We start from the raw sequence: 26,509 nt of genomic DNA, 5'->3' as shown, positions 1-26,509 counted from the left end.
GGTCAGCCGATCTGCTTGAACAGCAGCGCCTTCAGACCGCTTTCAGGATCGACGTCCGGAAACTCCGGTGGATTCTCCAGCCGCTGCTCGAAACGCAGGCTCGGCGCCTCTTGGGTCACGCCATCGATCAGGAAGTCCGAACCGAACGCCGGATCGTTCATGCAGGCCAGGACCGTGCCCTGGGCCGTCAGCAGTTCCGGCAGGCGGCGCAGTACGCGTTGGTAATCCTTGGTCAGCAGGAAACTGCCTTTCTGGAACGACGGCGGGTCGATGATCACCAGATCATACGGGCCGCTGTTGATGACCTTGCCCCAGGACTTGAACAGGTCGTGGCCGAGAAAACTCACCTTGCTCAGGTCATGCCCGTTCAGGCGGTGATTGTCGCGGCCGCGGCTCAGCGCCGCGCGGGACATGTCGAGGTTGACCACATGGTTGGCGCCGCCCTCGATGGCTGCCACCGAGAAACCGCAGGTGTAGGCGAACAGGTTCAGCACCCGTTTGCCAGCGGACTGCTCGCGCACCCAGTTGCGTCCGTAGCGCATGTCGAGGAACAGCCCGGCGTTCTGCTTGCGGCCCAGATCCACGCGGTATTTCAGCCCGCCCTCGACGATGGTCATCTCGTCGATTTCTTCGCCCAGCAGCCATTCGGCGGTGCTCTGCGGCAGGTAGCGATGCTGGATCAACAGGGTGTGAGCGCCGGATTGCTGCCATGGCGCTGAACCGGTGATCTCCAGCAACAAGCGCTTGAGATCTTCCAGTTGCGAAACCTCGGGCTCCTTGAACAGCGACACCAGCACCACGCCTTGCAGCCAGTCGACGGTGAGCTGTTCCAGCCCCGGCCAGCAGCGCCCACGGCCATGGAACAGGCGCCGGGTTTCGGCCGGTGCCGAAGTCAGCGCGGTGAGCAGGTGGGCGTGGAGAACGGCGAGGGCTTCAGGGTTCATCAATCGGGATCGGCAAGCAAAAGGGTGCGCATTTTAACCGCAATTACGGGTCGGCGACTGCCCGTTGACCGGGTGTTATCGAAAAGACCTGTATCAAAAATGAATTTCTGTAGAAGGCGCTGCTCATACCAGATAAGCAGCGGGATCAAGCCGCTAAATCGTTCATGCAATTCAGGGAGTGCCAGTTCATGTGTCCAATTCCGACGGCGAGCGCGCACCTTCCTGGCGGGTTGATTCTGGTAGTCGAGGATGACCCGTTGATTCTGGAGTTTTTGTGCGAAATTCTTCAGGAGGAAGGTTTCAAGGTCGAGCCGCAGACCAGTGCCGATGCGGCGTCGCGATACCTGGAAGAGCACGCGCCGGAAGTCGCGCTGCTGCTCACCGACATCACCATGCCCGGCACCCTCAATGGCGCGGACCTGGCCAATCTGGTCGGCGAGCGCTGGCCGGAAAAACCGGTGATGGTCATGTCCGGTTATGAAACGCCGGAGACCTCCGGCGTCCGCCATCCAGTGGCGTTCATCAAGAAACCCTGGGCCATCGGCCAGTTGCTCGATTGCGTGGACGACGCATTCAAATCCAAGGCACCGCGTCTGCACTGAAGCCTTCGGCAGATGCTACATTGCCGGGCACATTTGCCCGGCTCTGCCTAAGGATGCGATCCCTTGTCTGCTCACGATGCTGTTTTCAATCGCGCGTTCGGCGCGTTCCTGTTCGACATGGACGGCACCGTCCTCAACTCCATCGCCGCCGCCGAGCGGATCTGGGCGGCCTGGGCCGAGCGTCATGGCGTGGATGTCGAGACCTTCCTGCCGACCATCCACGGCGTGCGCGCCATCGACACCATCACTCGCCTGAACCTGCCGGGCGTGGACGCCGAGGCGCAAGCAGCGTTCATCACCGAGGCGGAAATTGAAGACGTTGAAGGCATTGTCGAGATTCCCGGTGCAGCGGCGTTTCTCAAGTCGTTGCCGGCAGATCGCTGGGCCATGGTGACCTCGGCGCCACGGGATCTGGCGCTGCGACGGATGGCGGCGGCGGGGATTCCCGAGCCTGCGGTGATGATCACGGCTGAAGACGTGACGGCGGGCAAACCTGACCCGGCCGGCTATCGACTGGCCGCCAAACGTCTGGGACTGGAACCGGCCGATTGCCTGATTTTCGAAGACGCGACTGTCGGTATTCAGGCGGCGGAAGCGGCCGGTGCGCCGTTGATGATCATCACCGCGACTCACCAGCATCCGATTGAAACCTCACACGCGACCATCGCCAGTTACCGCGACGTTGCGCTGAGCATCGACAACAACGGCCAGTTACGCCTGCAACCTCAGTAAACGCCCGGCAACAACCGCCAGCTGCGCGCGCAATAGGCATCGTATTCGGCGCCGAACTGGGTGCGCAGCAAGGCTTCTTCTGAATGGATGCGGGCAATCAGCGGGATCAGCGTCAGCGCCGCCAGCAGGATCCCGACGACCGAACGAAACGCCAGTGCCCAGCCCAGTGCGTTGACGACCAGCCCCAGATAGCTGGGATTGCGCAGGTGCGTGTAGATGCCTTCAGTGACCAGTCGATGTCCCGGCTGAATCGCCACCAATCCGCTGAAACGGTGGCCCAGAACGAACACCGGCCACAGGCGCAAGGCACCGCCAGCGATGAACAACAACGCCCCCAGCCAACGGGTGCCTTCGCGGCCAACGGTCCAGAAACCGATGCGGTCGCAGTAAGCCGGCAGAAAAGCACTGACCAGTCCGATCACGCCGAACGCCGGAATCACCCAGCGATTGGCCCGGTCCTCGCGTTCGCCCGAACTCAGGTTCACCTCGCTGAACAGCGACACCACCACCATCGCCAGCGTCGCCAGCGCCACCACCACCAGCGCGCCGTGGGAAAAGAACACCGCCACGCCACCAATGCCCCACATCGCCAGCCCCAGGTAGGCGAGAGTGGCGATTACCGCGACGACGGTCATTTGCGCTGACATTTTCATAGGCACCTCACGGCTGTTCCGTTCAGTGTAGATCGCTGCACGATCCCCGGCGTTTACCGTCGAGGGGGCAGGGTGAACTAAGCTTCAGACAGGGACGTTTCGACTTCAACCGTCCACGCGCCGGCGAACTGGTCGCCCGGGCGTGGCGTAATCAGGAGTCCGCCATGCTGCACATCCGCACGCCGTTGATCCTCCATCCGACCCTGTCGACCACTTCCCGGCGTATCTGGCTGAAACTGGAAAACCTGCAACCCTGTGGTTCTTTCAAACTGCGCGGCATGGGTCTGCTGTGCAGTCAGGCAGTGGCGCAGGGCAAGCGCAAAGTTGTCTGTCCGTCCGGTGGCAATGCAGGTCTTGCGACGGCGGTGGCGGCGGTCAGCCTGGGCCTGCAAGCCTGCATCGTGGTGCCACACACCACCCCCGAAGCCACCCGCGCGCGCATTCGTCGCACCGGTGCCGAAGTCATCGTCCATGGCAAAGTCTGGGATGAGGCCAATCAGCGCGCCCGTGAACTGGCCAGCGCGGCGGACACCGAATACGTCCCGGCCTTCGATCACCCGGTGTTGTGGCAAGGGCACAGCACAATGATCGATGAAATCCTCGAAGACTGCCCGCAGGTCGACACCGTGGTCACCTCGGTCGGCGGCGGGGGATTGCTCGCAGGAATTCTCACCGGACTGCTGCGCCATGACCGGCGTGACTGCCGAATCATCACCTGCGAAACCCAGGGCGCCGCCTCGTTTGCCGCCGCCGTACAGGCCGGCCACCCGGTGCGCCTGAGCAAGATCGACACCGTCGCCACCTCCCTTGGCGCCGCACAAGTGGCGGAGTGGCCGGTGCAGCACATCGGCGAGTTCGACCACGAATGCCTGGTGCTGTCCGATGACGACGCGATCATGGGCGTGGTGCGTTATGCCAGTGATTTGCGGCAACTGGTGGAGCCGGCGTGCGGGGTGTCGCTGGCGGTGGCTTATCTGGATCATCCGGCGCTGGCGGGGGCTCGGGATGTGGTGATTGTGGTGTGTGGCGGGGTGAGCATCAGTGCGCAGTTGGTGGCGGGGTGGGCGCGGTTGGGGGGCTGATTCCGATGTTGTTACTAACTCCCCAAAGCCCCTCACCCCAGCCCTCTCCCGGAGGGAGAGGGGGCCGACCGCAGTGTCTCAGGTCATGCATCGACCTGAAAAACCGAGTCGATTATGGATTCAAAACAGTTCGCCCACGTCGGCGGACTTCTCGAATATCCCCCAATCAGTTCCCTCTCCCTCTGGGAGAGGGCTAGGGTGAGGGCGCTTTCGGATCAACGTCGCAATCGAAGTTCCTCCGCGATCCTGACAATCTGCTCCAAAACATCATCCATCTGCTGAATCACCTCAAGATTACTGAACCGCACCACCTCAATCCCAAGCCGCTGAAGATAGAGCGTACGCCGCCGATCATGAACCTCTCCCGCCGCCTCAAAATGCTGCCCCCCATCCAGCTCCACCGCCAACCTCAACTCCACACAATAAAAATCCAGCACAAACGGCGGAATAGGCACCTGCCGCCGAAACTTCAACCCCGCCACCTGCCGCGCACGCAGCCGATGCCAGAGCATCTGCTCGCAATCGGTCTGGCTGGCGCGTAAACGGCGGGCGAATCGGCGTTGGTCGAGGGTAGGGCGATTTTGCATGCTTCACGTCCTTGTGAAGTGGGATGGAAAAATTACTGTAGACCAGACCAACCGGCAGTGCCGGATCAACCTGATTATGGATTCACACTAGATTTTTCAGGTTGCTGTATCACGTCAATATCCCCCGATCAGTCCCCTCTCCCTCGGGGAGAGGGTTAGGGTGAGGGGCCAGCGGATTATCTGGCGCCTGAGATGTCCGAGCCCGTCAGTACCGTCCTGAAAGTCTCCACCAACGGCCGCAAATTAATCCGATGCCAAGCCGCCCACAACGGCGTGGTAAATGCCAACCAAGGCACCTCCCGCAACACCACACCCGGCGGGGCGTTGTGGCTCAGGCCTTTCTGGATCATCGCAATCCCGAGCCCCGAAGCAACCAGCCCCAGTGCGGTGAACGGCTCGGTCGCCTGCATCCGCACATCCGGGGTGAAGCCGGCGCGCAGGCAGGCACTCACAAAATCGTCGCCCGCGTCCTGACGGGGTTGCACGCCGATCCACTCCTGAGTGGCCAGATCCTCCGGGGTCAGCGATGCCTGTGTGGCCAATGGATGCTGCTCCGGCAGCGCCAGCAGCATCGGATCGTCCAGCACCTGGAAGCCCAGCAAGTCAGGATCGTCGGTCGTCGGCGGTTCGCTGACCAGTGCGATATCGAGACTACGCTGACGCAGGCCTTCGAGTTGTTCGGCGGAGCTGAGGTTGTACAGCGCGACATGCACGTTCGGCCGATCTGCCCGCAACACGCGCAAGGCATTGGGCAATACGCCCGCGTGCATGGCGTTCTCGATGTAGCCGATACACAAACCGCCTTCTTCACCACGACCCAGGCGTTTGCCGAGGGATTCCAGGCGATTGGCGTGGGTCAGCAAGGCGCGGGTTTCGGCAAGGAACGTATGGCCGTCGCGGGTCAGGCGGATGCGTTGCTGGCTGCGTTCGAACAGGGTCAGGCCCAGGCGTTCTTCGAGCTGGGCGATCTGCCGGCTCAGGGGCGACTGGGAAATGTGCAAGCGCTCGGCCGCGCGGCCGACGTGCTCTTCCTCGGCGACGACCACGAAGTAGCGCAATTGGCGGAAATCGATCATGTCAGACCTATAGGGACTCAAGTGCTGCACATTATGTCTTGGACGGTCTGAGTGTCGCAATCTAGGATCTGCTCAACGGTCAACCACGACCCAGACACTACGAGGAAATCCCCATGAGCTTGAAAGACAAACTGCCCGGCCAGCTGGGCTTCGGCACCGCGCCACTGGGCAACATGTTCCGCGCCATTCCCGAGGAAGAAGCCCAGGCCACCGTGCATGCGGCGTGGGATGCCGGCGTGCGTTACTTCGACACCGCGCCGTTCTACGGCTCGGGCCTGTCGGAAATCCGCCTCGGCGAAGCACTGTCCCGCTACAAGCGCGATGACTATGTGCTCAGCACCAAGGTCGGCCGGGTCATTCTCGATGAAGTCGAAGACGCCGCCGCCCGGGATCTGGGCGAAAAGAGCGGGGTGTTCGAACACGGCCGCCCGAACAGGATCGTCAACGACTACAGCGCCGACGCCACCCTGCGCTCGATTGAAGACAGCCTCGAACGCCTGAAAACCGATCGCCTCGACATCGTCTGGGTGCACGACATCGCTCAGGACTTCTACGGCGACCAATGGCTGGAGTATTTCAATCAGGCCCGCACCGGGGCCTTCAAAGTCCTGACCCGCCTGCGTGAAGAAGGCGTGATCAAGGGCTGGGGCCTGGGCGTGAATAAAGTCGAGCCGTGCGAGTTGACGCTCGACCTGACCGAGGCGCAGCCTGACGGCTTCCTGTTGGCCGGCCGCTACACCTTGCTCGATCACGACCGCGCCTTGCAGCGTCTGATGGATTCGGCGCGGGCGCAGAACGTTGAAATCGTTGTTGGCGGCCCATATAGCTCGGGAATCCTGGCCGGTGGCGCGCACTTCGAATACCAGAAGGCCAGCCCGCAAATCATTGCCAGGGTCGAGCAGATCAAACGCATCGCCGCCGTCCACGGCGTGGATGTCAAAGCGGCTGCACTACAATTCTCGCTGGCCAATCCGGCCGTGGCGGCAGTGATTCCCGGCGCGAGCAAACCGGGGCGCATCGCTGAAGATGTAGCGGCGCTGTCGGCGGTCATTCCGGCCGGTTTCTGGCAGGCCATGCGTGAAGCGAAACTGGTGTCCGAACGTGCACCATTACCTATCGACGAGGTGAAAGCATGAAGATCGATCTGAGCGGGAAACTGGCGATTGTCAGCGGCAGCACGGCAGGTATCGGTTTGGGCATCAGCCAGTCGCTGGCCGAGGCGGGCGCCACGGTGGTGGTGATCGGTCGCGACGCGGCCAAGGTCGAGCAGGCACTGGCGAGCATTCGGCAAGCCGTTCCGGGCGCGAAACTGCGCGGTCTGACGGCGGATCTGGGCACGGCTGAAGGCGCGCAGAAACTGTTCGCCGCCGAACCGAAAGCCGACATCCTGGTGAACAACCTCGGGATCTACAACGCCGTGGACTTCTTCGACGCACCCGACGATGAGTGGACGCGCTTCTATGAAATCAACGTGATCTCCGGCGTGCGCCTGTCGCGACATTACGTGCCGGCGATGGTCGAGCAGGGCTGGGGTCGGGTGATCTTCCTGTCTTCGGAATCCGGCGTGGCCACCCCGGCCGACATGATCAACTACGGCGTGACCAAAAGCGCCAACCTCGCGGTGTCCCATGGCCTGGCCAAACGCTTGGCCGGGACCGGGGTGACGGTCAATGCAATCCTGCCGGGGCCGACCTTCACCGACGGCGTCGAAGAGATGCTCAAGGATGCCGCCGCAGAGTCCGGCCGCAGCCTGCGGGACGAAGCCGACGCGTTTGTGCGCCGGGCACGCCCGACCTCGATCATCCAGCGCGTGGCCAATGTCGAAGAAGTCGCGCACCTGGTGACCTACATCGCTTCACCGCTGTCCTCGGCCACCACCGGCGCGGCATTGCGCGTCGACGGCGGCGTGGTCGACAGCCTGGCAATCTGAATTCCTCAAGAGAGACGTTTATTTATGGCAACAGCATCAGCATTCATCGACATCCCGGCCTCGGCCGATCAGGTCTGGCAATTGATCGGCGGCTTCAACACGCTGCCGGACTGGCTGCCGTTCATTCCCAAGAGTGAGCTGAGCGACGGCGGTCGTGTACGCACCCTGCAAACCGCCGACGGCGCGGTGGTGATCGAGCGTCTGGAGACGTTCGATAACGCGGGCAAGACCTACAGCTACTCGATCGAGCAGGCACCGTTTCCGGCCACGGATTATCTGGCGACGATTCGCGTCGACGCCCAAGGGCAGGGCGCGCGGGTGACGTGGTCGGGACGCTTCACGGCCAAGGGCGTGAGCGATGAGGAAGTGGTGGCGCTGTTCAGCGGCATCTATCAGGGCGGCCTCGAAGCGCTGCGCGCTAACTACCCGGCCTGAGTTTCATGATCGTTCCCACGCAAAGTGGGAACGATCCCTGCCCAAAAATCAGGTCTGTGAAATCAGCCTCTGCCGGCAATCAAGCACCAGTTTCGCCCCGCCCAGATCGCTGCGACCCACCTCAAGACTGAACCCGTGCAGGCTGACAATCGCCGCAACGATCGACAGCCCCAGTCCGAAACCGCTTTGCGGTTGCCCACCCTCTGCACGATAGAAGCGCTGGAACACTGCTTCCCGTTCCGACTCGGGAATGCCGGGGCCGGAGTCGTGCACCTCGATCCGCGTATGCCCCGCATCATTCACCCCACGCAAAATCACCGTGCCTCCCGGCGGGGTGAACTTGATCGAGTTGCTCAACAGGTTGGCCAGCGCCTCGAACAACAGCGCCCGGTCACCATTGAGCATCGGCAGGGTTTCGGGCATGTTCAGCTCGAAACGCAGTTCGTCTTCCTCGGCCAGCGGCAGGTAGAACTCATGCAGTTCCTGCAGCAGTCGCACCGGATCGAGCTCGACGAATCCCGAACGTCGCTGGCGATCTTCCAGTTCGGAAATCCTCAGCAAACCGCGAAAACGCGCCATCAGCGTATCGGCCTCGGCCAGCACCAGATCCAGTTGCGCCGCTTCCGGCGAGCCTTCGCCGGCCTGTTGCTGCATGCGATACAACTGCGCCCGCAAACGCGTCAGCGGAGTGCGCAAGTCGTGGGCGATGTTGTCGCACACGCCTTTGACTTCGTTCATCAGACGCTCGATGCGATCGAGCATGGCGTTGACGATGGCGGCGAGCATGTCCAGTTCGTCGCGGCGATTGGACACGGGCAATCGGTGAGTCAGGTCACCGGCGACAATCGACTGGGCACTGGCCTGAATCGCGCGGATCCGCCGCAACGGCCGACGCCGCAGCAAATGCCAGCCGATGACCCCCGGTACGATTGTCAGCGAAACGCCCCAGAGCAATGCACGCAGAATGATGCGGGTCACGGCGAACAGCGAACCGTTGTCGCGCACCAGCACCAGCCAGCGACCGTCGCGGGTCGAGGTGGCGACCGCATCGCAACTGTCGGCGGGTAGGGTCGGATCGTCGGATTCGGAGCAGTCGCGCAATTCGTGGATCTTGCCGTCCAGCGGCAGGCCCGCAGGCATTTGCTGCAAAGCCCCGCCGAGGTAGGTGTGGTCGGCGGCGAACAGGCCGTAGGCATCGATGCCGCGGATATCGAACGTCATGCTGGCGGCGAGTGCATCCTCGAGCTGCTCGCCGCGAAAGTGCGAGAACAGATGCTGACGCTGCATCAGCGAATGTTTGGCCAGGCTGTCGAGGTAACCGGAGACCTCGAAATACATGACCCCCATGAGGATCCCGCTCCAGGCCACGAACAACGAACTGTAAAGCGCCAGCAACCGGCTGCTGGAGGAACGCCAACCGTCAGACGGGTTCGGCAATGACATAACCCGAGCCTCGCACCGTACGGATCAGCGGGACATTGCCCGGCGGGTCGATCTTCTTGCGCAGGCGACCGATGTGGACGTCGATCAGGTTGGTCCCCGGGTCGAAGTGATAACCCCAGACTTCCTCGAAAATCATCATCCGCGACAGGATCTGGCCGCTGTTGCGCATCAGGAATTCCAGCAACTTGTATTCGGTGGGCAACAGCGTCAGCACCTGCTCGGCGCGGCTGGCTTCATGGCTGATCAGGTCGAGCTCAAGGTCCGCTACGCGCAGGGTGGTCGGCTGGGTGCCGCCATTGTGCTGCCGGCGCAGCAACACTTCGACCCGGGCCGCCATTTCGTCGGTGGCGAACGGTTTGGTCAGGTAATCGTCACCGCCGGCGCGCAGGCCGCGCACGCGCTCATCGACGTCGGACAACGCGCTGATCATCAGGATCGGCGTGGACACACCCATGGTGCGCAGGGTGGTGACGATGGCCAGACCATCGAGTTCGGGCAGCATGCGGTCGAGGGTGATCAGGTCGTAGTTGCCGCTGACGGCGCGGTCCAGGCCTTCGCGGCCGTTGTCGACCCAATCCACGTCGAGGCCGTGGCTGCTGAGTTCGGCGACGATTTCCCGGGCGGTCACGGCGTCGTCTTCGATGGTCAAGATGCGAGTCATGGTGGGCCTGCTGATCGGTTCAAACGGAATGGCAGCATTTTGCCAAGATTTTGCAATAACGCTTTAAATTAACTTTCATGTTGTAGTTGATACAAACTCAAATGACCGGGCTTTTGTGCCAATGCATAAAGCCCGCTGATATCGGACCGTTGTTGCAAATTGCATGGCCCTGGGAAGTTCAGTCTTTTTAAGAGATTGAATTTCAACGATTTATTTAATGTTGGCGACTGGCACGGTCACTGCAATTCATCTGCTGACGAGTTGTAACACCATTTTTCATGCCGGGAGCAGAACAACAATGAATAGATCCTCTGATGGGTTTTATCCTGCCTTCGAAGGCGAGTCGAGCAACGTCTCAGGAGTGTCCTGGGGCGCGATCTTCGCAGGGGCCGCAGCCGCTGCGGCACTGTCGTTGATTCTGGTGCTGCTCGGTTTCGGTCTGGGCTTCTCCGCTGTTTCACCGTGGGCCGGGGAGGGCGTCAGCGCCAAGGGCCTGGGCATTTCGACAATTGTCTGGCTGGCGGCGACGCAAATCATCGCTTCCGGCCTGGGCGGCTACATCGCCGGTCGCCTGCGGGTGAAGTGGGCGAACATGCACGGTGACGAGGTGTATTTCCGCGACACCGCCCATGGCTTCCTTGCCTGGTGCGTGGCCACGCTGGTTACTGCGACGCTGGTGGTCGGCTCGGTCAGCAGCATCGTCAGCGGTGGTGTGCAGGCCGGTGCAAGTGTCGCCGGTGGTGCGGCCAGTGCCATGACTCAGGCGGCCGGGACTGCAGCGGCGAACACCGACAGCAACCAGTACGGTTACTTCGTCGACAGCCTGTTCCGCGATGACCGTCCTGCCGCCGTCAGCGATGACGCCGCTCGCGGCACCGTGACCCGGATCTTCGCCCAGAGCCTGGCCAACGGTCAGCTCAGCCCCGAGGATCGCACCTACCTTGCACAACTGGTCGCGCAACGTACCAACCTGACCCAGGCCGACGCCGAACGTCGCGTCGATGAAATCTACGCTCGTACGCAAAAGGCGATTGCCGACGCCAAGGTCAAAGCACAGCAAGCCGCTGACACCGCCGCCAAAGTCGCTGCCTGGACTTCGTTGTGGATGTTCATCGCGCTGCTGGCCGGTGCGTTCTTCGCCAGTCTGTCGGCCACCTTCGGCGGTCGCCGCCGGGATGCGGTCGAGTACGTCGAAGTCGAAACCTACACCACGACCACACTGCCTCCGGTCCGTTAACAAGGAGAGTCACCATGCGCTCACTACTGCTGTTTTTCCTCGGCGTGCCAATCCCGATCATCATTCTGATCGCTCTGTTTGTGCACTGATCCCTCTGGGGCTTGTGCCTCGGCCGCTTCCACCTTCGGGTGGAAGCGGCTTTTTGCTTTCTAAAGGGCCAGCAGCCAGAATCGACGCCGCAAGCGGATCGGCCGCTTGCATTTATGTTTAAGGATGAAGACGTTGGACAAGAAGGAAATCAAACGGCAGCTGGATGAGATGCTGGACGCCGGGCGCTCGAAGACCGAAACCTTCAAGGCGTTTTCGGGCGGGGCGGTCAAGGATCGGGTGCTGGCTTACTGGATTGGTTCACGCATTGACCCGGCACTGCGTCGCCAGTATGCACGCAAGGTCACGATCCTGATCGTGCTGACCTGCATTCAGGCATTGCTCGGCGCGCTCGCCGGATTTGTCCTGGGCTGGGACTCCGGCATCGGCCTGGCCCTGACGCTCATGCTGATCGGTGGCGGTATCCCGCTGCTGTTTGCCTGGGGTTTCTACAAATACTCCGCTCAGACCTACACCGTCTTCGTGATCCTTACGCTCAGCCAGGTTTCACGTCTGTTCAAGGACTACGCCGAAGACCCGATCTCCACCCTGATCGGCGTCGGCCTCACATTGGCCATGGTCTATTTTGTCGTGTGGCTGAAAACCAAGTTGTTCCCTGACCTTGGTTTCATCGGTTCGAAAAAGATCAAAGGGCAGTTCGTGTTTTCCAACTGATCGGCGGCAGAACCGTACAGTCATTTCCATGGCCTGGATCAATATTCTTCTGCGCGATATCCCCTACCGTGAATTTTCCAGGCCCTTGCCGCTGGATCGACTACATTGCTTGCGCGCACGTTGCTGCGCGAGCGGAACCAACCTGCCGGCCCGATAGAGAGAGATAACCCCCACGTGTCGGCAAGGTGTAGTGCAGCAAGGAGCTGTTTCAACCTCACCTGAACTTTTCACGGATGATCATCGCAATGCACTGCCTAGAAAGAACCTTCGATATCCAGCCCTTGGCGCAGGCGGATATGACTGTCCACATCAACGGCCAACCGGTCACCGCCGCCATCGGCGAAACTGTGCTCAGCGTCATTCAGTCTCTCGGCGTGCGCCAGGTCGCGCGCAACGATCACAACCAGATCAGCGGTGCCTATTGCGGGATGGGCGTGTGCCAGTGCTGCCTGGTGAAAATCAACGGCCGGCACAAACGCCGCGCCTGCCAGACCGTGGTGCGTGACGGCATGCACATCGAAACCCAGGCTAACCGCATTCACGGTCAGGAGGCACTATGAGCCAGCATCCGGTCATCGTCGGCGGTGGGCCGGCGGGGATGGCGGCGGCCATCGAACTGGCGCGCCATGGTGTGCGCAGCACATTGCTTGAGGAGGCGTCGCGCCTGGGTGGTGTGGTCTATCGCGGGCCGCTGCGTGACGGCGTGCAGCTGGATTACCTGGGGCCGCGCTATTCCGAAGCACTGAGCAAATTGCACGGCGACTTTCAGGAGCAGGCCGGGCTGATCGATGTGCGCCTGCATCACCGTGTGGTTGGCGCCGAAGGCACCCGCTCGCTAGTCGTGCTCGATGGCGATGAGCGTCTGCACGAAATCAGCTATCCGCAACTGCTGCTGGCCGCCGGTTGCCATGAGCGCAGCGTGCCGTTTCCCGGCTGGACGCTGCCGGGCGTGATCATGCTTGGCGGCCTGCAATTGCAGATCAAGAGTGGCGTGGTCAAACCGCAGGGCCCAGTGGTGATCGCCGGCACCGGGCCGCTGTTGCCGCTGGTGGCGACCCAGTTGCACGCGTCAGGCGTGAGTGTTGCCGGTGTCTACGAGGCCTGCGCGTTCGGCAAGATTGCCAGGGAAAGCCTGGCGCTTCTGAACAAGCCGCAACTCTTCCTTGATGGCTTGAGCATGCTCGCCTACCTGAAACTGCACGGCATCCCGATGAACTACGGCTGGGGCGTGGTCGAAGCCCATGGCGAGGGCGAGTTGAAAAGCGTCAGCGTGGCACCGTACTCGGCGACGTGGGAACCGGACATGAGCCGCGTCGAACGCTTCGAAGCGAAGACGCTCGCGGTCGGTTACGGCTTCATTCCGCGTACCCAGTTGAGTCAGCAAATGGGCCTGGATCACGGCTTCAGCGACGACGGTTACCTGCGCGCCAATTCCAACATTTGGCAGCAGAGCAGCGAACCCCATGTGCATCTGGCTGGTGATATGGGCGGGATTCGCGGCGGTGAAGCGGCGATGCTGGCCGGCAAGATCGCCGCCACTTCGATCCTGCTGCAACGCGGTGTGCTGGAAGAGGAACTGGCGCGGGTCCGCCGCGACCGTTACCTGAGCAAACTCAAAGCCATCGTGCGTTTCCGCGCGGCGGTGGATCGCTACACCGAACGCGGCGTCGGGCAAATCGCATTGCCGGCAGCAGACACGGTGATCTGCCGCTGTGAACACGCGACTCGCGCCGACATCGACCGGGCGCTGGAGCAGGGCGTGCAAGACATCGCCAGCCTGAAAATGCGCACCCGCGTGAGCATGGGCGACTGTCAGGGGCGGATGTGCGTCGGCTATTGCAGCGACCGTTTGCGTCAGGCCACCGGGCGCAAGGATGTCGGCTGGCTGCGGCCGCGTTTCCCGGTCGATCCGATTCCTTTTTCCGCGTTCCAGTCCCTCGGCACGGAGGCCGTTTCCCATGAGTAAGTTCTATGACGTGGTCATCGCCGGCGGCGGTGTGATCGGCGCGTCCATCGCCTATCAGTTGTCCAAGCGCAAAAATCTCAAGGTCGCGATGATCGACGCCAAGCGCCCGGGCAACGCGACCCGAGCCTCGGCCGGCGGCTTATGGGCCATCGGTGAGTCGGTGGGACTGGGCTGCGGGGTGATTTTCTTCCGCATGATGTCGGCCAACCGCAAGCGCGAAACCCAAGGCGCGGCGGTGGCGGTGGATTCCAGCACGCCGCACATCCTGCCGCCGTCGTTCTTCGACTTCGCCTTGCAGTCCAACGCGCTGTACCCGGCGCTGCACCGTGAGCTGAAAGACAACCACGGGATGGATTTCAAGTTCGAAAAGACCGGGCTCAAGTTCGTCATTTATGACGATGAAGACCGGTTGTACGCCGAGCACATCGTCGGCTGCATTCCGCACCTGGCCGATCAGGTGCGCTGGCTCGATCAGGCGGCATTGCGCGAGTCCGAGCCGAGCGTCAGTCATGAAGCGCGTGGCGCGCTGGAGTTTCTCTGCGATCACCAGGTCAGTCCGTTCCGCCTCGCCGACGCCTATGCCGAAGGCGCCCGGCAGAATGGCGTGGACATGTACGTCAACACCAACATCACCGGCGTTCTGCATCACGGCACGCGGGTGACCGGTGTTCAAACCGCCGAAGCCGGGGTGTTTCACTGCAAGACCCTGATCAACGCGGCGGGGGCGTGGGCGGCAGATCTCAGCGAGTGGGCCACTGGCGTGCGCATTCCGGTGAAACCGGTGAAAGGGCAGATCCTGTTGACCGAACGCCTGCCGAAAATCCTCAACGGTTGCCTGACCACCAGCGATTGCTACATGGCGCAGAAGGACAACGGCGAGATCCTGATCGGCAGCACCACCGAGGACAAAGGCTTCGACGTCACCACCACCTGGCCGGAAATCGCCGGGCTGGTGCAGGGCGCGGTGCGTTGTCTGCCGGAACTGGCGGACATCAACCTCAAGCGCACCTGGGCCGGGCTGCGGCCGGGCTCGCCGGATGAGTTGCCGATTCTCGGGCCCATGGTCGGGGTGGACGGTTACCTCAACGCCTGCGGGCACTTCCGCACCGGGGTGCTGACGTCAGCGATTACCGGGGTGTTGCTGGATAAGCTGGTCAACGATGAGCCGCTGCCGCTGGATATCACACCGTTTCTGGCGGATCGGTTTGAAGTGACGCCCGTGCAGGAAGAGCGGACGCTGGAGATGGCCTGATCAGAACCTTCCCGCGCATTGCGTGGGAAGGATTGATGGCGGGGCTCAGGACTTGCCGGACTGTTCTTCCAGTTGATCCGACTCGAACAGTCTGGCCAGTTCCGCCCGCGCTTCCTGCGCGGTCTGCAGCACTTTGGCCGCGTCGTCGTACACCGCGTGCTGAGCTTCCAGTACCTGTTCGTCGTGGTGCTTGAAGCGCTTGATTCGCGCATCGGCCTGGGCCTGGGTCAAACCGAGGCCCACTAACGTGCGACGGCTCATTTCCAGACTGGAGTAATAGGTCTCCCGGATCGGATCGGCGCCGACATCCACCAGGCGATGAACGTGCTGCCGGTTACGCGCCCGGGCGATGATCTTCATGTGCGGGTAGAGCTTGCGCACGATCTCGGCGGTCTTGATGTTGGTCTCCGGATCGTCCGTGGCAATCACGAAATATTCCGCTTCCCCGACCTTGGCCGCGCTGAGGATTTCCGGACGCATCGGGTCGCCGTAGAACACCGGCACACCGCCGAAACTGCGCGACAGTTCGATGGTTTCCACCGAGGTGTCCAGCGCCACGAACTTGATGTTCTGCGCCCGCAGGATCCGCGCCACGATCTGACCCATCCGGCCCATGCCGGCGATGACCACCCGTGGAGTTTCGGTGTCGATCTGGCGGAATTTCTCCGGCACTTCAACTGGCTGCACTTTCGGGCTGACCAGCCGTGCGCAAATCAATAGCAGCAACGGCGTGACGGCCATCGACAGGGTGATGGTCAGCACCAGCAGGTCGTACAGACGCGGCTCGAACAGACCTTGATCGCGACCGATCTTGAACACCACGAATGCAAATTCACCACCCGCCGCCAGCACGATGCCCAGGCGAATCGCACTGACCTTGTTCAACCCACCGGCCAGACGCCCGACCACAAACAACAGTGGCAACTTCAGCGCAATCAGCAACAGCGTCAGCCCCAGCACCGTGATCGGTGCGCTCAGCAGCAGACTGAGGTTGGCGCCCATGCCGACGCTGATGAAGAACAGCCCCAGCAGCAGGCCTTTGAACGGCTCGATCTGCGCTTCCAGCTCATGACGATATTCCGAGTCCGCCAGCAGCAATCCGGCGAGAAACGCGCCCAGCGCCATCGACACACCGACCATGTCCATCAGCCACGCGGTGCCGATGACCACCAGCAATGCGGTGGCGGTAGACACCTCCGGCAGGCCGGTTTTCGCCACCACGCGGAACACCGGACGCAACAGATATCGTCCGCCAATCACCACCACAGCGATGCTGCCCAAGACCTGCAAACTGTGGCGCACATCGTCGGCAGTGCTGGTGTGGTGATCGACGCCCGCGAGCATCGGCACCAGGGCGATCAGCGGGATCGCGGCGATGTCTTGGAACAGCAAAATTGCAAACGCCAGACGACCGTGGGGGCTGGTCAGTTCCTTGCGCTCGGCGAGGCTTTGCAGACCGAACGCGGTGGACGACAGGGCCAGGCCCAGGCCCAGAACAATCGCGCTGTTCAGCGGCTGGCCGAACACCGACAACGCCAGTACGCCAATCACCGAACCGGTCAAAAGCACCTGTGCCAGACCAACGCCGAACACCGATTTGCGCATCACCCACAAGCGTCGCGGCGAAAGCTCCAGACCGATGATGAATAGCAGCAACACCACGCCCAGCTCGGAGATATGGCTGACGCTCTGCGGATTGCCGATCAGGCCCAGCACCGACGGGCCGATGATCACTCCGGCAAACAGATAACCGAGCACCGCGCCCAGTTGCAGGCGCTTGGCCAGGGGAACGGTAAGCACTGCCGCGAACAGAAATACGACAGCGGCTTGCAACAGGTTGCCTTCATGGGGCATGGCACAACTCCATAACACGGTACGACGGGAGGGCAAGGATAAAGGCTCGCCCCATGGCACACCACCTGCGGGGGAAACTGATGTGGTGGGTGGCGGTTTCTGATGATGCTGTTCATCTTTGAACCGTCAGGCGATATCTGGTCATGTAAAGTTCTACTTTGGTCTTAGAGAGTTGGAGAGTGTTTCTCTGGAACAGCGACTAAAAAGTTCGGGTTTGTGGGGGAGAGTTTTATCCGGTCATGCAACTTGTATGACGGGTGTAATGCTGAGAAGAGGGTTGCTTGACTCGCCGGTATTGCTCAATAAAAGCAGCAGCTTATTCGATCAATCGAAGTCTTTTTTATGGTTTTTAAAAGCATGAGCAGGGTGGTTGTGTGGACTAGGTAGTTCATTAAATTATTTTGTTTGTGAAACTTTCGTAACAGTGATTGACAATGCAATTCCTCCGAACTTACTATTTTCCCCGCAAAAGCAGGTCGTTAAATGATCGTTGCAGGGAGTTTGCAAATAACGATTGTTTATCCCGTTTCACCGCAAACAAGAAGTCTGCGGCGAGGCGGTTGCGACCACACACCTGTATTGTGCTGGCCGCCTGGCAAGGCGCCGCTGCAAGTATCAGGTCTCATTCGACAGGGTGGGCAGGAAAGCCCGCTTGAAGTTAAGTTTTCATAAGGATTTGAAACCTTGTACTCGAATTCCAAGGGGGCGGCACGCCCGTTATCTGTGCCTGTCCGGCTCGCTTGCGACACGCCCCGCGTGGCGGCTGGCAAGCGTTTGCCCGTTGACGCGGCGCCCATCTTCAAAACATCCAACAACGTAATGTGCACTCGGCATCTCTCGACGTCGAACGTGCGCACTTTGCCCTTGGCCCGGCGGGCTACCGAGCATTCGTTCATTTTCAGCTCGCGTTTCAGGCGGCGGGCCGGGCGATTCTAATTTCCAGAATTTCAGTCAAACGTCTTTAAACCACGCTCTTCGTGGCGGCCGGATGCTGTACTTGATTTGAAGCGCACTCGCGAACTTTAGATTTATGTCCGGGCTTTTTTAGTTATTTAAACCTACGGCAATGGTCGGGAATTGTTTGTTTTAAAGTTTGCCGATGGTTTGCGCGAGCGCACCAGGAAAAGTTGTGCCCGGGGTTGTTGGCTTGACGGAATAGTGGCGTCAATGATTTTGCGATGAATGAGTATTCGAGCGGTTGCGAACCGCTTGTTTCAGGTCTTGCAAGAGGGGCCTGATGGCGAAGGTGTAACTCTCGGGATCTGATGGAAGATCACTGTAAGTACTGAATTCGCATTCGCTGTAGTGGGTAAACAAGCACATTTAACGTGAAGTTTTCATAAGGATTTGAAACTGTGTACTCAGACGCCATTGATCCGGAACACCTGCGGCTTCAGTCCGACAAACACTCACAGGGGACGCCCACGGCAGCGGCCGGGAAAGGGGCAGTTGCAGCGTCGCAGTCTGGCCGCCAGCCTGAGGCTCACTCCATCTATTCGCGTGAATCCGCGACGCCGAACGGGCGCATTTTCCTGAGTGGTCAGCAGGCGCTCGTGAGGTTGCTTCTGTCCCAGTCGGCGCTGGACCGAGCCAACGGCTTGCGCACCGCCGGGTTCGTCAGCGGCTATCGCGGTTCGCCTCTGGGTGGCGTGGATCGGGAGTTGATGAAAAGCAAAGACGTGCTGGAAAGCGCAGATATCCGCTTCCTGCCTGCCATCAACGAAGATCTGGCGGCCACGGCACTGATCGGCACTCAACGCGTCGAGACCGATCCGAAAAAGCGCTATGACGGTGTCTATGGCCTTTGGTACGGCAAGGGCCCTGGCGTCGACCGCTCCGGGGACGCGATCAAGCATGGCAACTTCTACGGATCATCGCCCAACGGGGGCGTCCTGGTGGTCACCGGCGACGACCATGGCTGCGTTTCGTCGTCGATGTCCCATCAGTCCGACCGCACCCTGATGGCCTGGGGGCTGCCGGTGATTCACCCGGCGGGACTGGCCGATTACGAACGCTGCGGCCTGTGGGGCTGGGCGTTGTCGCGGGTGTCCGGGCTATGGGTCGGCTTCAAGGCCATCACCGAGACTGTTGAGGCCACCACCTCCGTCGAGTCGTCCCCGTTGCCAGGATTCGTCACGCCCGAAATCGATCCGGGGCCGGACGGCCTGCACTGGCGCTGGCCCGACCTGCCGGGCATGCAGATCGAGCGGCGGCTTCCCTACAAATTCGACGCTGCCCGTGCATTTGCGCTGGCCAACCCGATCGATATCGCCGTGACGGCACCGGAGCAGCCGAGGCTGGTGATCGGTGCAATCGGCAAGGCCTATGGCGATGTACGCCAGGCCTTGCAGCAGGGCGGGGTTTCGCTTGAACAGCTGGAAAGTGCCGGTGTGGCACTGCTGAAGATCAATCTGGTCTACCCGCTGTCACCGGTGCTGGAGGCCTGGGCGAAGCGGGCCGATCAGGTGCTGATCGTCGAAGAGAAGCAAGCCATCGTCGAAGAGCAACTCAAGCAAGCGCTCTACAACGCGGAGTCCGGGCAGCGTGCCGTCATCCTGGGCAAGCGTGACGAAAGCGGCGCTCCGTTGATCTCGGATCACGAAGAACTGAGGCCGTCGCGCCTCGCGACGATGCTTCAACAACGGCTGCAAGGTCTGGGCATCACACTGAGAGTGCCCGAGTACTGGTATCTGCCTGTGGTTAGCCGGACTCATGACTGGATCCGCCGTACGCCGTACCTGTGTTCGGGTTGCCCGCACAACACCTCCACCCGAGTGCCGGAAGGCAGCGAGGCGCGGCTCGGTATCGGCTGCCACGCGATGGCGGCGCGCATGCCGGAACGTGCAACCAGCGGCAGCGTGCAGATGGGGGGCGAAGGGGTCGACTGGTTGGGGCAGGCGCCCTTCGTCGAAACCCCTCACATTTTCCAGAACATCGGCGACGGTACGTTTTTCCATTCTGGCTATCTGGCAATCCGTCAGGCCATTGCGGCCGGCGCGACCATCACCTACAAGCTGCTGCACAACGATGCGGTGGCCATGACTGGCGGCCAGCCGATCGACGGCAAACTGACGGTCAAGAAAGCCGTCGAACTGATGCAAGCCGAAGGCGCCCACCGGGTCGTGGTGGTGGCGGACGATCCGCAACGCTTCGAAGCGCCGGGCAGCCTTCCGCAGGGCGTCGAGCTGTTCCACCGTGAGCGGCTGGAAGAGGTTCAGCGACAGTTGCGCGAGACACGGGGTGTCAGTGTGCTGGTGTTCGATCAGGTCTGCGCCATTGAGGGGCGTCGGCGCAAGAAACAGTTGCCGACGCCTGTCATGAAAACCGAAGTATTGATCAACGAAGCCGTGTGCGAAGGCTGTGGCGACTGTCAGGTCAAGTCCAATTGCCTGTCCGTGACACCGGTCGCGACTCCGTTCGGCACCAAGCGCCGGATTGATCCCCACGGATGCAACACCGATCTGTCCTGCATCAAGGGCTTCTGCCCGAGCTTTGTCACGGTGACCGGCAAACCGCGCGCGCAATACCGTCGGCAAGCCGACAGCCGCCAGGTTCTGGCCCGCGCCGAGGCACTGGCACTGCCGTCTTCGTGCTCACTCGAAACCCCGTATGAAATGCTGCTGGCAGGCATCGGCGGCACCGGAATCGTGACGGTGGCACGCACGGTTGCCCTGGCTGCGCATCTGGACGGCCGGGCGGTCAGCGTGCTCGATTTCACCGGGTTCGCCCAGAAGGGCGGGTCGGTGCTCAGCCATGTGCGTCTGGCTAACGTGGCCGACGTGCTGCACCAGCACCGCATCGACCTGGGTGGTGCCGACCTGTTGCTTGCGGCCGATCTGGTGGTCGCCAGCGAAGACGATGCATTGACGACACTGCGGGCAGGTAAAACGGTGGTCATCGCCAACACCGCCCAGACCCAGACGGGAGCGATGCTGCGCAATACCGAATTGCGCATCGAAACCGCCGCGATTCAAGCCTTCCTCAAGCAACGGGTGGGTGCCGAGCACTACCACGCGCTGGATGCGGCACAACTGGCCAACAACCTCGTCGATCCGATGCAGGCCAACATGCTGTTGCTGGGTTATGCCTGGCAGCGGGGGACGGTGCCGGTGTCGCTGCAAGCGCTGAAAGAAGCCATCGATCAGGCCGGCAGCGCCGCCGCCAACCACCTGGCGTTCGCCTGGGGGCGGCTGTGGGCTCAGGAGCCGGCGTTCGTCATGCCATATCTCGACCCGACCAGTAACGACGTGTCGCCGGTGTCGATCATCGACCTTGCCGCTCGGCGCGAAAGCATCGAACGGCTGGTCGAGACCCGCAGTGTGTTCCTGACCCACTATCAGGACGCGGCCTATGCAGCACGCTACCGTCAGGTGATCGAACGGCTTCGTTCGACGCCTGCGATCGGCGATGACAGCCCGCTCACTGAGGCCGTGGCACGCAACCTGTTCAAGTTGATGGCCTACAAGGACGAGTACGAAGTCGCGCGGCTGCTCACAGACAGTCGCTTCATGGCGCCAATCAAAGCCCGCTTCGAGAGTGGTGTCAGGCTCAAGTTCCACTTCGCGTTGCCCCTGATGCGCAACCGCAAGGACAGCAACGGCGAGCCGAAGAAGATCGCCGTCTCCGGTTGGGTGTTGCCGCTGCTGAAGGTGTTGGCCAAGGGCCGCGTGTTGCGCCACACCCGCTTCGATCCGCTGGGCTGGTCCGCCGAGCGCCGTGAGGAGCGGCGCCTGTTGCTCGACTACGAGCAGACACTGCAACGCCTGCTGCCAAACCTGAGCGCGGAGAACCTGCCGTTGTTTGTGGAGTGGGCGAATCTGCCGGACTCGATTCGCGGCTATGGCCACGTCAAGGAGCGGTCGATCGCCGCCGCACGGCAGCGGGAAAAAGAGCTGATCGTGCAAATCGTGGCGGGCACCCACAGCCTGTCGGTGGCCCCGGTCGTCGAGACCTGGCTGCCGCAATCGACCCTCGCCCCGCAGCCCCCCAAGGGCGAAGCGCGGGACGTCAAGCAGGCCTCGTAGCCGGCGGGATTTCACCTGCCTTCAAGACAACAACGACCAGAATGAGTGGACCCGACATGAACAACGAGAGCATTTCACCGGAGCTTTTGCACAAAGGCTCGACCGATGACGTACTGATCTGCGCCCCGAGAGTCGCGCTGCCGCTACACATCGACGAAGCGCTTCTGCAGGCTGCCGACAATGACCTGTTGGCGCGCCGGTTTTCGGCCGGCAGCGGCTCGCAGCGAACCTTTGAGCTGACACCCGACGTGCAGAAAAGGAGCCGCATGGGCGGCACGGAGGCGGACGACGAATGGAGCCGGGTGAGGGCGCTGCCGTACCAGATCGTCACTCCGGCCCTGCTGGAGGGCGCGGCTGCCAACGTCAGCCCGGAGCAGGCAGTGGCGAGTTTGTGCGAGTCGGTTCCGGCCATCCGCCGTGCCAGTTCGTTCCGCTTCATCAACAACGCCGACAACTACTTTTTCTACCGCAAGTCCCACGAGCATGTGCCCGGCACCATGTTCATCGAAGCGGCGCGCCAGGCGGTGTATCACCATCTGTATCACCACACCGGTTATGCGCGGGGTGACGTGACCGTCAGCGTCAATGAACTGAACGCGAGCTTCTTCGCCTATGCGGAGTTGATGTACCCCATCGAGCTGGTGGTCGACAACATGACCCCGACCGACAGCACATCGCCGAAGAAAATCTTCTTCCGAGTGGCGTTCTATCAGCGGCAGACCCTGTTCGCCACCATCGACACCAAGGCTACGGTGATCGACATCCGCCTGTTCGAGAAAACGCGGAACATCTTCATTCAGTCCAGCGACTGGTTCGCGCCCATCGACCCTTCGAAACTGGCGTGCAGCGTCAGCGATGGCCAGGGCCGCAAGGCCGATGTGGAGTTGCTGGGCCTGGGCAAGAGCGGCTGCGTGACGACGATGCCGGAGACCGACTTCATCGACTCGGCCAGGCTGCACATCCGTTATGAAGGCAAGCTGGATTTCTCCTCCGCCATCCTCAGTGGCGGCCACGGCCGGCACGCGTCGTGGGAATTCCCGGCACTGGGGTTCGAAGACCTGCAGACTCTGAGCGACATGATCAAGCGTGGATTCGTCAATCTGGACGAGGCGGCCCTCGGGGCGTTGCGCGCATGAGCAATGACATCGACGAGCCGATGCCGGCCACCGGTGTGCTGCAACTGGGTGCGCAGGTGGTTGCGAAAAACCGGATGTACTTTTCGTCCCTGGGCATGGATCTGTGTGACGAACACGGCTTGCCCTTGCCGGCGTTCTTTGCGGTCTACCGATCGCTGATGGACGGCGGGGCCGGTTTCGGCTTTCTCGGCAACGCCAGTGTGGATGCCGACGCACGCTACAACAGCCGTGGCCTGAAACTGACGTCGCCGGCTCACGCCGACGCCTTGCGTCCGCTGTTCGAAGTCGCCCGGCAGAGAAGCTTTCCACTGGGCGTGCAGCTGCAGCACTACGGCCCGCAGTCGATGCCGTCGGAGCAGGGCATCATCCTCAGCCCGAGCGGTATCGCGTCCGCTGCGATCCTCAAGGCCTATCCCCAGGCGCGGGCGGTGGCGATGTCGCACACGCAGATCCTGCGCTGCGTCGATCAATTCTCGTCTGCCGCCCGGCTTGCACAAGCGGCCGGTGCCGCCCTGATCCAGGTCCAGGCATCGAACGGCTATCTGGTCAGCAGTTTCCTGTCGCCGCGGACCAACCACCGCGAGGATGAATGGGGCGGCAGCCCGCTCAAACGGGCCCGATTGCTGCTAGCCATCGTCGAAGGCATCCGTGCGGCCACCGGCGATCAGGTGCCGGTCACGGTGCGTTTGGGCATCGACGACGGGCTGGGTGAGGAAGGCCAGCGCGCGAGTCTGCTGGGCGATGTCGTGGTCGCGCTCGAGGCCGCCGGAGTGGCGGCCATCACCTGTTCCACAGGTGTCAGCGAAACCTTTCCGTTCTTTTTCAGGAACAAGGCGCAGGCGCTGGCCCTGTCGCGTGCGGGCTGCCGCTACCTCAAAGGTTTTGTGCGGATTCCGGTGGGTTTCACCGGTTCGGTCAGCGATGTGTCGCAAGCCAACGAAATCATCGAGAGCGGCGATGCCGATTTCGTCGGATTCGGCCGCGCCATGCTGGCCGACAACCATTTCATCGCCAAGGAGCTCACCGGTCAGGCCGGACGGGTCAACCGTTGCCGGGGCGATGCGTTCTGTTTCCGTGACAAGAAGGATCCCATGGCCGAGCGGGTGTACTGCTGCGTCAATCCTGACTACCGCCGGCCGGAAAAACTGCAATTGCACTATGAGGAAAGTCTGAAATGAATTTCACCGGAAAAATCGCCCTGGTTGTCGGGGGTACGCGCGGCATCGGTTTCAACGTCAGCCAGAAGCTCGTCGAAGCCGGTTGCATCTGCTACATCACCGGTCGCAACGAGGATGACGGCCTGACTGCGCAAAGCCGGCTCGGCGAACGCTGCATGTTCATCAAGAGCGATGTTACGGACGAGGCATCGGTGGCCGAGCTGTTCAGGATCATCAACGACCGCCACGGGCGACTCGACCTGGCGGTGAACAACGCCGGCGTCACCTCGAAACACGCACCGATCCGTGACATGGATTTCGCCGACTGGAAACGCGTGCTGGAGATCAACCTGCTGGGCCCGCTGTTGTTGCTCAAACACCAGACGAATCTGATCTCGAAGCATCCGGGTGGCTCGATCGTCAACGTGTCGTCCTGTGCCGGCCTGCTGGGCGTTGCCAGACAGAGTGCCTATTCCACCAGCAAGGCCGCCCTGAACATGCTGACCCAGGTCTGCGCCATCGAGTCTGCGGAAGCGGCATTGCCGGAGCGCCATCCGGTTCGCGTCAACGCGGTGTGCCCCGGCCCGACGATGGGCGGCATGAACTCGGAGGAACGCTTGAAGGCCAACCCGGAGTCCACGAAACACAAACTTCAGGTCACGGTAATGAAGCGTTTCGCCGATCCGGGCGAAATTTCTGCGGCGATCCTGTGGCTGCTCAGCGATGCTTCATCATTCGTCACCGGCACCGTGATGCCAGTGGACGGCGGCTTTTCGGCCGGTAAATTCTGATGAGCACCACAGAGCGCGATCTGCCTCATCCAACTGGCAAACGGGTGTTCATCACCGGCGTGAGCAGCGGCATCGGCGAGGCGCTGACCGAGTTGCATCTGAAACACGGCTATACCGTGTTCGGCACTTCCAGGCGGGAACCCTACCGCTTCATGTCGCACCCGAACTTCCGGTTCCGGTCATTCGATCTTTCGAAAACCGGCGACATGGGTGAGTTGTTCAAAGGGCCGTTCGCCGAGATCCTGAGCCGGGGTGTCGATGTGCTCTTTCTCAACGCGGGGATCAGCGGCAACGTGCCGGCCCGGGGCGAGGAGTTTTCGGTGGCGGACGTACAGCATGTGCTCAACGTCAATGTGCTGGCGAACAAGGCCATTCTCGATCTGATCCTCGCCTCGGCGCATCGACCGACCACCTGCGTGCTGTCGGCTTCGATGGCCGGTGTGCGCTTTCGCGCGGGCACGCTGACCTACAGCCTGTCGAAAGCGGCGCTGGCGGCACTGGGCGGTGTCTACGCCGAAGAAAACCCGGACATCTTCTTTGCCGTGTTGGGCCTGTGCAATGTCGACACCGGGCTGTCGCGGCAAGTGAGCTTCAGCCAGAGGACCGCCGATTTTCCGGATCTGCGTTCCCTTCAACAGCGGGCCCTTGCCCCTGGTTACATGATCTCCGCCGCCCAGCGTGCCGAGGACATCCGCGATGTGATCGGCGCACCCGCCGACTACGGCTTGAAAAGCGGCGTGTTCGTCGACATGAGGACTGTGCTGACCCGTCAACCGAAGGCGAACGAGCCGCTACCCCAAACCTAGCGAACCCGTGGACGCACCCCCAATAAAGGAATGTTGGAATGCTGAACGAAGTCAAAACCCTGGTCGAAACCGCTGTGCGGCAACAGGATCTGTTACTGAGCGAACCCATCGACCTGTCCCGTGGTGAAGACAGCCCGCTATATGGCGTCGAAGGCACCATCGACTCCATGACCCTGGTCTCGATCCTCGTCGACACCGAAGAAAAGATCCGCCATCGATTCGGTGCCGAAGTGCACCTGGCCGATACCTCCCACCTGCCTGCGACCGCCACGCCGTTCGCGACACTCGGCACGCTGTGCGCGTATGTCATGAACCGGTTGGAGTCAGCCCTGACGGCGGCCGGTGCAGAGGCTCTGGCCAATTGACTCAACGGTCGCCG

At 61.7% G+C, this 26,509-nt stretch carries 24 protein-coding genes; 17 read left to right on the top strand and 7 right to left on the bottom strand.

The window, feature by feature from the left end:
* Positions 1–2: 2 nt before the first annotated feature.
* Entirely contained in the window at positions 3–944 is a 942-nt protein-coding gene (locus IF199_RS18670; protein ID WP_192558365.1) for a class I SAM-dependent methyltransferase, read from the bottom strand.
* Between the two features lie 188 nt (positions 945–1,132).
* Here IF199_RS18670 and IF199_RS18665 point away from each other — a divergent pair, with 188 nt between their 5' ends.
* Positions 1,133–1,546 carry a response regulator gene (locus IF199_RS18665; protein WP_096822599.1) on the top strand — a complete coding sequence of 138 codons (414 nt, stop codon included), beginning with the start codon at positions 1,133–1,135 and terminating at the stop codon, positions 1,544–1,546.
* 63 nt (positions 1,547–1,609) lie between these two features.
* The gene (locus IF199_RS18660) at positions 1,610–2,278 is read left to right on the top strand and encodes an HAD family hydrolase (protein WP_096822598.1); all 669 of its coding nucleotides are present in this window, start codon (positions 1,610–1,612) and stop codon (positions 2,276–2,278) included.
* On the opposite strand, the gene IF199_RS18655 is transcribed toward IF199_RS18660, so the two are convergent.
* The gene (locus tag IF199_RS18655) at positions 2,272–2,931 is read right to left on the bottom strand and encodes a methyltransferase family protein (protein ID WP_096822597.1); all 660 of its coding nucleotides are present in this window, start codon (positions 2,929–2,931) and stop codon (positions 2,272–2,274) included. The two genes, IF199_RS18660 and IF199_RS18655, sit on opposite strands and share 7 nt — an antisense overlap.
* A 164-nt stretch (positions 2,932–3,095) precedes the next feature.
* On the opposite strand from IF199_RS18655, the gene IF199_RS18650 reads away from it, so the two are divergent.
* Positions 3,096–4,013 (top strand): pyridoxal-phosphate dependent enzyme, encoded by a 918-nt coding sequence (locus tag IF199_RS18650; protein WP_192558364.1) that lies wholly within the window; start codon positions 3,096–3,098, stop codon positions 4,011–4,013.
* Positions 4,014–4,228: 215 nt separating this feature from the next.
* On the opposite strand, the gene IF199_RS18645 is transcribed toward IF199_RS18650, so the two are convergent.
* Together IF199_RS18645 and IF199_RS18640 are read right to left on the bottom strand one after the other, a co-directional pair.
* Positions 4,229–4,600, bottom strand: coding sequence for an endonuclease domain-containing protein (locus tag IF199_RS18645; RefSeq protein ID WP_192558363.1), 372 nt, complete (start codon positions 4,598–4,600; stop codon positions 4,229–4,231).
* 176 nt (positions 4,601–4,776) lie between these two features.
* On the bottom strand, positions 4,777–5,676 hold the full coding sequence (locus IF199_RS18640; RefSeq protein WP_192558362.1) for a LysR substrate-binding domain-containing protein: 900 nt from the start codon (positions 5,674–5,676) through the stop codon (positions 4,777–4,779).
* A 113-nt stretch (positions 5,677–5,789) separates the two neighbouring features.
* On the opposite strand from IF199_RS18640, the gene IF199_RS18635 reads away from it, so the two are divergent.
* From IF199_RS18635 to IF199_RS18625, 3 genes are read left to right on the top strand one after another with little or no spacing between them, the layout of a single operon-like run.
* Complete coding sequence (locus tag IF199_RS18635) at positions 5,790–6,812, top strand: aldo/keto reductase (RefSeq protein ID WP_192558361.1); 1,023 nt, start codon at positions 5,790–5,792, stop codon at positions 6,810–6,812.
* The gene (locus tag IF199_RS18630; protein WP_096822593.1) at positions 6,809–7,606 is read left to right on the top strand and encodes an SDR family NAD(P)-dependent oxidoreductase; all 798 of its coding nucleotides are present in this window, start codon (positions 6,809–6,811) and stop codon (positions 7,604–7,606) included. Before IF199_RS18635 ends, IF199_RS18630 begins: the two co-directional genes overlap by 4 nt.
* 24 nt (positions 7,607–7,630) lie before the next feature.
* On the top strand, positions 7,631–8,041 hold the full coding sequence (locus IF199_RS18625) for an SRPBCC family protein (protein WP_192558360.1): 411 nt from the start codon (positions 7,631–7,633) through the stop codon (positions 8,039–8,041).
* 48 nt (positions 8,042–8,089) lie between these two features.
* On the opposite strand, the gene IF199_RS18620 is transcribed toward IF199_RS18625, so the two are convergent.
* Together IF199_RS18620 and IF199_RS18615 are read right to left on the bottom strand one after the other, a co-directional pair.
* The gene (locus tag IF199_RS18620) at positions 8,090–9,484 is read right to left on the bottom strand and encodes a sensor histidine kinase (protein ID WP_192558359.1); all 1,395 of its coding nucleotides are present in this window, start codon (positions 9,482–9,484) and stop codon (positions 8,090–8,092) included.
* Positions 9,462–10,145, bottom strand: coding sequence for a response regulator transcription factor (locus IF199_RS18615; RefSeq protein ID WP_096822590.1), 684 nt, complete (start codon positions 10,143–10,145; stop codon positions 9,462–9,464). Before IF199_RS18615 ends, IF199_RS18620 begins: the two co-directional genes overlap by 23 nt.
* A gap of 298 nt (positions 10,146–10,443) precedes the next feature.
* Here IF199_RS18615 and IF199_RS18610 point away from each other — a divergent pair, with 298 nt between their 5' ends.
* The 5 genes from IF199_RS18610 to hcnC all read left to right on the top strand — a co-directional run bounded on the left by IF199_RS18610 (position 10,444) and on the right by hcnC (position 15,362).
* Entirely contained in the window at positions 10,444–11,382 is a 939-nt protein-coding gene (locus IF199_RS18610; RefSeq protein ID WP_192558358.1) for a hypothetical protein, read from the top strand.
* 222 nt (positions 11,383–11,604) lie between these two features.
* Positions 11,605–12,144: a hypothetical protein gene (locus tag IF199_RS18605; protein WP_102622013.1), complete on the top strand. Its 540-nt coding sequence runs from the start codon at positions 11,605–11,607 to the stop codon at positions 12,142–12,144.
* A gap of 245 nt (positions 12,145–12,389) precedes the next feature.
* Complete coding sequence (gene hcnA, locus IF199_RS18600) at positions 12,390–12,704, top strand: cyanide-forming glycine dehydrogenase subunit HcnA (RefSeq protein ID WP_096822653.1); 315 nt, start codon at positions 12,390–12,392, stop codon at positions 12,702–12,704.
* Positions 12,701–14,110: a cyanide-forming glycine dehydrogenase subunit HcnB gene (gene hcnB, locus IF199_RS18595; RefSeq protein ID WP_192558357.1), complete on the top strand. Its 1,410-nt coding sequence runs from the start codon at positions 12,701–12,703 to the stop codon at positions 14,108–14,110. The genes hcnA and hcnB overlap by 4 nt, the downstream gene beginning before the upstream one ends.
* Entirely contained in the window at positions 14,103–15,362 is a 1,260-nt protein-coding gene (hcnC, locus tag IF199_RS18590) for a cyanide-forming glycine dehydrogenase subunit HcnC (RefSeq protein WP_192558356.1), read from the top strand. The genes hcnB and hcnC overlap by 8 nt, the downstream gene beginning before the upstream one ends.
* A gap of 45 nt (positions 15,363–15,407) precedes the next feature.
* On the opposite strand, the gene IF199_RS18585 is transcribed toward hcnC, so the two are convergent.
* Positions 15,408–17,216 carry a monovalent cation:proton antiporter-2 (CPA2) family protein gene (locus IF199_RS18585; protein ID WP_096822585.1) on the bottom strand — a complete coding sequence of 603 codons (1,809 nt, stop codon included), beginning with the start codon at positions 17,214–17,216 and terminating at the stop codon, positions 15,408–15,410.
* Positions 17,217–18,571: 1,355 nt separating this feature from the next.
* On the opposite strand from IF199_RS18585, the gene IF199_RS18580 reads away from it, so the two are divergent.
* Genes IF199_RS18580 through IF199_RS18555 form a run of 6 tightly spaced genes read left to right on the top strand, consistent with a single transcriptional unit; the run spans position 18,572 to position 26,495 of the window.
* Positions 18,572–22,240 carry an indolepyruvate ferredoxin oxidoreductase family protein gene (locus IF199_RS18580; protein ID WP_192558355.1) on the top strand — a complete coding sequence of 1,223 codons (3,669 nt, stop codon included), beginning with the start codon at positions 18,572–18,574 and terminating at the stop codon, positions 22,238–22,240.
* A 56-nt stretch (positions 22,241–22,296) separates the two neighbouring features.
* The gene (locus IF199_RS18575) at positions 22,297–23,376 is read left to right on the top strand and encodes an AfsA-related hotdog domain-containing protein (protein WP_192558354.1); all 1,080 of its coding nucleotides are present in this window, start codon (positions 22,297–22,299) and stop codon (positions 23,374–23,376) included.
* On the top strand, positions 23,373–24,554 hold the full coding sequence (locus IF199_RS18570; RefSeq protein WP_096822582.1) for an oxidoreductase: 1,182 nt from the start codon (positions 23,373–23,375) through the stop codon (positions 24,552–24,554). The genes IF199_RS18575 and IF199_RS18570 overlap by 4 nt, the downstream gene beginning before the upstream one ends.
* Positions 24,551–25,324 (top strand): SDR family NAD(P)-dependent oxidoreductase, encoded by a 774-nt coding sequence (locus IF199_RS18565; protein ID WP_096822581.1) that lies wholly within the window; start codon positions 24,551–24,553, stop codon positions 25,322–25,324. The genes IF199_RS18570 and IF199_RS18565 overlap by 4 nt, the downstream gene beginning before the upstream one ends.
* Complete coding sequence (locus IF199_RS18560; RefSeq protein ID WP_192558353.1) at positions 25,324–26,130, top strand: SDR family oxidoreductase; 807 nt, start codon at positions 25,324–25,326, stop codon at positions 26,128–26,130. Before IF199_RS18565 ends, IF199_RS18560 begins: the two co-directional genes overlap by 1 nt.
* A gap of 38 nt (positions 26,131–26,168) precedes the next feature.
* Positions 26,169–26,495 carry a hypothetical protein gene (locus IF199_RS18555; RefSeq protein WP_102622007.1) on the top strand — a complete coding sequence of 109 codons (327 nt, stop codon included), beginning with the start codon at positions 26,169–26,171 and terminating at the stop codon, positions 26,493–26,495.
* Positions 26,496–26,509: the final 14 nt, after the last annotated feature.

Source organism: Pseudomonas allokribbensis, from assembly GCF_014863605.1.
Lineage (GTDB): Bacteria > Pseudomonadota > Gammaproteobacteria > Pseudomonadales > Pseudomonadaceae > Aquipseudomonas > Aquipseudomonas allokribbensis.
This window is presented reverse-complemented; position numbering and strand designations above follow the sequence as displayed.

Bases quoted from the DNA above. Each gene is read 5' to 3' on its own strand.
- IF199_RS18670 (WP_192558365.1), bottom strand. From the start codon at position 944: ATGAACCCTGAAGCCCTCGCCGTTCTCCACGCCCACCTGCTCACCGCG.
- IF199_RS18665 (WP_096822599.1), top strand. From the start codon at position 1,133: ATGTGTCCAATTCCGACGGCGAGCGCGCACCTTCCTGGCGGGTTGATT.
- IF199_RS18655 (WP_096822597.1), bottom strand. From the start codon at position 2,931: ATGAAAATGTCAGCGCAAATGACCGTCGTCGCGGTAATCGCCACTCTC.
- IF199_RS18650 (WP_192558364.1), top strand. From the start codon at position 3,096: ATGCTGCACATCCGCACGCCGTTGATCCTCCATCCGACCCTGTCGACC.
- IF199_RS18645 (WP_192558363.1), bottom strand. From the start codon at position 4,600: ATGCAAAATCGCCCTACCCTCGACCAACGCCGATTCGCCCGCCGTTTA.
- IF199_RS18640 (WP_192558362.1), bottom strand. From the start codon at position 5,676: ATGATCGATTTCCGCCAATTGCGCTACTTCGTGGTCGTCGCCGAGGAA.
- IF199_RS18635 (WP_192558361.1), top strand. From the start codon at position 5,790: ATGAGCTTGAAAGACAAACTGCCCGGCCAGCTGGGCTTCGGCACCGCG.
- IF199_RS18630 (WP_096822593.1), top strand. From the start codon at position 6,809: ATGAAGATCGATCTGAGCGGGAAACTGGCGATTGTCAGCGGCAGCACG.
- IF199_RS18625 (WP_192558360.1), top strand. From the start codon at position 7,631: ATGGCAACAGCATCAGCATTCATCGACATCCCGGCCTCGGCCGATCAG.
- IF199_RS18620 (WP_192558359.1), bottom strand. From the start codon at position 9,484: ATGTCATTGCCGAACCCGTCTGACGGTTGGCGTTCCTCCAGCAGCCGG.
- IF199_RS18615 (WP_096822590.1), bottom strand. From the start codon at position 10,145: ATGACTCGCATCTTGACCATCGAAGACGACGCCGTGACCGCCCGGGAA.
- IF199_RS18610 (WP_192558358.1), top strand. From the start codon at position 10,444: ATGAATAGATCCTCTGATGGGTTTTATCCTGCCTTCGAAGGCGAGTCG.
- hcnA (WP_096822653.1), top strand. From the start codon at position 12,390: ATGCACTGCCTAGAAAGAACCTTCGATATCCAGCCCTTGGCGCAGGCG.
- hcnB (WP_192558357.1), top strand. From the start codon at position 12,701: ATGAGCCAGCATCCGGTCATCGTCGGCGGTGGGCCGGCGGGGATGGCG.
- hcnC (WP_192558356.1), top strand. From the start codon at position 14,103: ATGAGTAAGTTCTATGACGTGGTCATCGCCGGCGGCGGTGTGATCGGC.
- IF199_RS18585 (WP_096822585.1), bottom strand. From the start codon at position 17,216: ATGCCCCATGAAGGCAACCTGTTGCAAGCCGCTGTCGTATTTCTGTTC.
- IF199_RS18575 (WP_192558354.1), top strand. From the start codon at position 22,297: ATGAACAACGAGAGCATTTCACCGGAGCTTTTGCACAAAGGCTCGACC.
- IF199_RS18570 (WP_096822582.1), top strand. From the start codon at position 23,373: ATGAGCAATGACATCGACGAGCCGATGCCGGCCACCGGTGTGCTGCAA.
- IF199_RS18565 (WP_096822581.1), top strand. From the start codon at position 24,551: ATGAATTTCACCGGAAAAATCGCCCTGGTTGTCGGGGGTACGCGCGGC.
- IF199_RS18560 (WP_192558353.1), top strand. From the start codon at position 25,324: ATGAGCACCACAGAGCGCGATCTGCCTCATCCAACTGGCAAACGGGTG.
- IF199_RS18555 (WP_102622007.1), top strand. From the start codon at position 26,169: ATGCTGAACGAAGTCAAAACCCTGGTCGAAACCGCTGTGCGGCAACAG.